This is a genomic window from Mannheimia haemolytica (genome assembly GCF_004342115.1).
Lineage (GTDB): Bacteria > Pseudomonadota > Gammaproteobacteria > Enterobacterales > Pasteurellaceae > Mannheimia > Mannheimia haemolytica.
Genome location: NZ_SMAC01000053.1, coordinates 1 through 5,276, shown reverse-complemented (window position 1 = coordinate 5,276; position 5,276 = coordinate 1). Strand labels below are relative to the sequence as shown.

The following is a 5,276-nucleotide window of genomic DNA, read 5'->3' as shown; positions in this document are numbered from 1 at the left end:
TAAATTAAAACCCGACGATGCTCTACTCTCACATGGCGAATCACCACACTACCATCGACGTTACTGCGTTTTACTTCTGAGTTCGGTATGGGGTCAGGTAGGACCACAGCACTCTTGTCGTCGGGAAAATTCTTTTCTATTTTTGAATTTCTTTAAGTTAACTTCCTAATCTAACTCTTAGTTCACTTTAATAGTTAGATTAACTTCCTTAACTTCGATTGATTCCTTCTCTAGTTTCATTCTTCTTCTCAATACAAAAACAAGCCTAAAAACATTTGAGCGTTGTATAGTTAAGCCTCTCGGGCAATTAGTACTGGTTAGCTCAATGTCTCACAACACTTACACACCCAGCCTATCTACGTCGTAGTCTCCAACAACCCTTACACACTTATAGTGTGGGAGAACTCATCTCGAGGCAAGTTTCGTGCTTAGATGCTTTCAGCACTTATCTCTTCCGCATGTAGCTACCCAGCAATGCCTCTGGCGAGACAACTGGAACACCAGTGATGCGTCCACTCCGGTCCTCTCGTACTAGGAGCAGCCCCTCTCAATTCTCCAACGCCCACGGCAGATAGGGACCGAACTGTCTCACGACGTTCTAAACCCAGCTCGCGTACCACTTTAAATGGCGAACAGCCATACCCTTGGGACCTACTTCAGCCCCAGGATGTGATGAGCCGACATCGAGGTGCCAAACACCGCCGTCGATATGAACTCTTGGGCGGTATCAGCCTGTTATCCCCGGAGTACCTTTTATCCGTTGAGCGATGGCCCTTCCATTCAGAACCACCGGATCACTATGACCTGCTTTCGCACCTGCTCGACTTGTCTGTCTCGCAGTTAAGCTTGCTTATACCATTGCACTAACCTCACGATGTCCGACCGTGATTAGCAAACCTTCGTGCTCCTCCGTTACTCTTTGGGAGGAGACCGCCCCAGTCAAACTACCCACCAGACACTGTCCGAGACCGCGTTCCGCAATCTTCGTTAGAACATCAAACGTTAAAGGGTGGTATTTCAAGGACGCCTCCACAATCACTGGCGTGACTGCTTCAAAGGCTCCCACCTATCCTACACATCAAAATTCAATGTTCAGTGTCAAGCTATAGTAAAGGTTCACGGGGTCTTTCCGTCTAGCCGCGGGTACACCGCATCTTCACGGCGATTTCAATTTCACTGAGTCTCGGGTGGAGACAGCCTGGCCATCATTATGCCATTCGTGCAGGTCGGAACTTACCCGACAAGGAATTTCGCTACCTTAGGACCGTTATAGTTACGGCCGCCGTTTACTGGGGCTTCGATCAGGAGCTTCTCTTGCGATAACACCATCAATTAACCTTCCAGCACCGGGCAGGCATCACACCCTATACGTCCACTTTCGTGTTTGCAGAGTGCTGTGTTTTTAATAAACAGTTGCAGCCAGCTGGTATCTTCGACCGGTTCAACCTTCATCCGCAAGGGACTACAATCTACGCCGGCGCACCTTCTCCCGAAGTTACGGTGCTATTTTGCCTAGTTCCTTCACCCGAGTTCTCTCAAGCGCCTGAGTATTCTCTACCTGACCACCTGTGTCGGTTTATAGTACGGTTTATAATAACCTGAAGCTTAGTGGCTTTTCCTGGAAGCGTGGTATCGGTTACTTCATCTCCGTAGAGACTCGTCATCACTTCTCGGTGTTAAGGAAGACCGGATTTGCCTAATCTTCCCACCTACCGGCTTAAACAGACATCCAACAGTCTGCTAACCTAACCTTCTCCGTCCCCACATCGCAGTTATTACAAGTACGGGAATATTAACCCGTTTCCCATCGACTACGCTTTTCAGCCTCGCCTTAGGGGCCGACTCACCCTGCCCCGATTAACGTTGGACAGGAACCCTTGGTCTTCCGGCGAACGAGTTTTTCACTCGTTTTATCGTTACTTATGTCAGCATTCGCACTTGTGATATCTCCAGCAGACTTCTCAATCCACCTTCATCGACTTACACAACGCTCCCCTACCCAACAGACTTTCGTCTGATGCCGCAGCTTCGGTGCTATATTTGAGCCCCGTTACATCTTCCGCGCAGGCCGACTCGACTAGTGAGCTATTACGCTTTCTTTAAATGGTGGCTGCTTCTAAGCCAACATCCTAGCTGTCTAAGCCTTCCCACTTCGTTTCCCACTTAATATAGACTTTGGGACCTTAGCTGGCGGTCTGGGTTGTTTCCCTCTCCACGATGGACGTTAGCACCCACCGTGTGTCTCCTGAGTATCACTCTTCGGTATTCGCAGTTTGCATCGGGTTGGTAATCCGGGATGGACCCCTAGCCGAAACAGTGCTCTACCCCCGAAGGTGTCCGCTCAAGGCTCTACCTAAATAGATTTCGGGGAGAACCAGCTATCTCCCGGTTTGATTGGCCTTTCACCCCCAGCCACAAGTCATCCGCTAATTTTTCAACATTAGTCGGTTCGGTCCTCCAGTTAGTGTTACCCAACCTTCAACCTGCCCATGGCTAGATCACCGGGTTTCGGGTCTATACCTTGCAACTACACGCCCAGTTAAGACTCGGTTTCCCTACGGCTCCCTTATTCAGTTAACCTTGCTACAAAATATAAGTCGCTGACCCATTATACAAAAGGTACGCAGTCACAAGATTACTCTTGCTCCCACTGCTTGTACGCACAAGGTTTCAGGTTCTATTTCACTCCCCTCGCCGGGGTTCTTTTCGCCTTTCCTTCACAGTACTGGTTCACTATCGGTCAATCAGGAGTATTTAGCCTTGGAGGATGGTCCCCCCATCTTCAAACAGGATATCACGTGTCCCGCCCTACTTGTTGTTAGCCTAGTACCACAATGGAGTTTTAAGGTACGGGATTATCACCCTCTACGATTGTCCTTCCCAGAACATTCCCCTAACTTTACTGCTATCACTAACTGGCTCTTTCGCGTTCGCTCGCCGCTACTAACGAAATCTCGGTTGATTTCTTTTCCTCGGGGTACTTAGATGTTTCAGTTCTCCCGGTTTGCCTCACACAGCTATGTATTCACTGGGTGATAGTAGGTTCTTCACCTACTGGGTTTCCCCATTCGGACATCTTGGATTAAACGCCTCTTATCGACTCATCCAAGCTTTTCGCAGATTAGCACGTCCTTCTTCGCCTCTGATTGCCAAGGCATCCACCTTGTGCGCTTAGTCACTTAACTATACAACCTCAAATGTTTTCTAAAACTTCTCAAAAATAAAAGTAAAAAAACAATGAAGTCAGTTTTACAACTAAACACTTGACTGCTTTTGTTCAGTCAAGATTTTTTCTACTCAGACTTTCAATTTATTCGTTATCACTTATGTATAATTACTTATGCGTAACGAACTTGAAATATCTCTCAGTTTTTCAGCTTGTTTCTATATTGTTAAAGAACAGAAGACAATAAAAATCATCTTTAAATGGCGTCCCCACGGGGATTCGAACCCCGGTTACCGCCGTGAAAGGGCGATGTCCTAGGCCTCTAGACGATGGGGACAACATTTAAAGATGCTTTCCACTTTGCCATTTAGGAGTAAAATATTCTAGCCAATTTTGCAAAAATCTTCAAGATTTTCACCGCTTGGATGGCTATCTTTCACTCATCTTCTCTCATTCATCTATCAAACAATCTGTGTGAACACTTGCTGTCGTTCTCGATTTTGGTAAGGAGGTGATCCAACCGCAGGTTCCCCTACGGTTACCTTGTTACGACTTCACCCCAGTCATGAATCATACCGTGGTAAACGCCCCCCTTTCGGTTAAGCTATCTACTTCTGGTACAACCCACTCCCATGGTGTGACGGGCGGTGTGTACAAGGCCCGGGAACGTATTCACCGCAACATTCTGATTTGCGATTACTAGCGATTCCGACTTCATGGAGTCGAGTTGCAGACTCCAATCCGGACTTAGACGTACTTTCTGAGATTCGCTCCCCATCGCTGGCTCGCCGCCCTCTGTATACGCCATTGTAGCACGTGTGTAGCCCTACTCGTAAGGGCCATGATGACTTGACGTCATCCCCACCTTCCTCCGGTTTATCACCGGCAGTCTCCTTTGAGTTCCCGACCTAATCGCTGGCAACAAAGGATAAGGGTTGCGCTCGTTGCGGGACTTAACCCAACATTTCACAACACGAGCTGACGACAGCCATGCAGCACCTGTCTCATGGTTCCCGAAGGCACTCTCATATCTCTACAAGATTCCATGGATGTCAAGAGTAGGTAAGGTTCTTCGCGTTGCATCGAATTAAACCACATGCTCCACCGCTTGTGCGGGCCCCCGTCAATTCATTTGAGTTTTAACCTTGCGGCCGTACTCCCCAGGCGGTCGATTTATCACGTTAGCTACGGGCACCAGAGTTAAACCCCAATCCCCAAATCGACAGCGTTTACGGCGTGGACTACCAGGGTATCTAATCCTGTTTGCTCCCCACGCTTTCGCACATGAGCGTCAGTACATTTCCAAGGGGCTGCCTTCGCCTTCGGTATTCCTCCACATCTCTACGCATTTCACCGCTACACGTGGAATTCTACCCCTCCCTAAAGTACTCTAGTTGTTCAGTCTGAAATGCAATTCCCAGGTTAAGCCCGGGGCTTTCACACCTCACTTAAACAACCGCCTGCGTGCCCTTTACGCCCAGTTATTCCGATTAACGCTCGCACCCCCCGTATTACCGCGGCTGCTGGCACGGAGTTAGCCGGTGCTTCTTCTGTGATTAACGTCAATCGACTGTTCTATTAAAACAATCGCCTTCCTCGTCACCGAAAGAACTTTACAACCCGAAGGCCTTCTTCATTCACGCGGCATGGCTGCATCAGGGTTCCCCCCATTGTGCAATATTCCCCACTGCTGCCTCCCGTAGGAGTCTGGACCGTGTCTCAGTTCCAGTGTGGCTGGTCATCCTCTCAGACCAGCTAGAGATCGCGGGCTTGGTGAGCCTTTACCTCACCAACTACCTAATCCCACTTGGGCTCATCTTATGGCAGGTGGCCAAATGGTCCCACCCTTTAGTCCTAAGACATTACGCGGTATTAGCTACCGTTTCCAGTAGTTATCCCCCTCCATAAGCCAGATTCCCAAGCATTACTCACCCGTCCGCCACTCGTCACCCAAGGAGCAAACTCCTATGTGCTACCGTTCGACTTGCATGTGTTAAGCCTGCCGCCAGCGTTCAATCTGAGCCATGATCAAACTCTTCAATTCAAAAAGTTTAATCGCTCAATACTGCTGACATAAAATCGCACTTCCAAATTTAAACCTAATTAAAAT

Annotated in this window: 1 tRNA gene and 3 rRNA genes; all 4 read right to left on the bottom strand. The window is 48.5% G+C overall.

The features are described 5' to 3' along the window. Positions 1-9 precede the first annotated feature (9 nt). Positions 10-125: ribosomal RNA gene (gene rrf / locus EDC41_RS13065) — 5S ribosomal RNA — on the bottom strand. 161 nt (positions 126-286) lie between these two features. Next, a 23S ribosomal RNA gene (locus EDC41_RS13060) occupies positions 287-3,185 on the bottom strand. A 242-nt stretch (positions 3,186-3,427) separates the two neighbouring features. Beyond that, positions 3,428-3,503: transfer RNA gene (locus tag EDC41_RS13055), tRNA-Glu, on the bottom strand. Positions 3,504-3,670: 167 nt separating this feature from the next. Further along, positions 3,671-5,210 (bottom strand): 16S ribosomal RNA (locus tag EDC41_RS13050). The 16S, 23S and 5S rRNA genes sit together here with 1 tRNA gene alongside, the layout of an rRNA operon. Between the last annotated feature and the right edge of the window lie 66 nt (positions 5,211-5,276).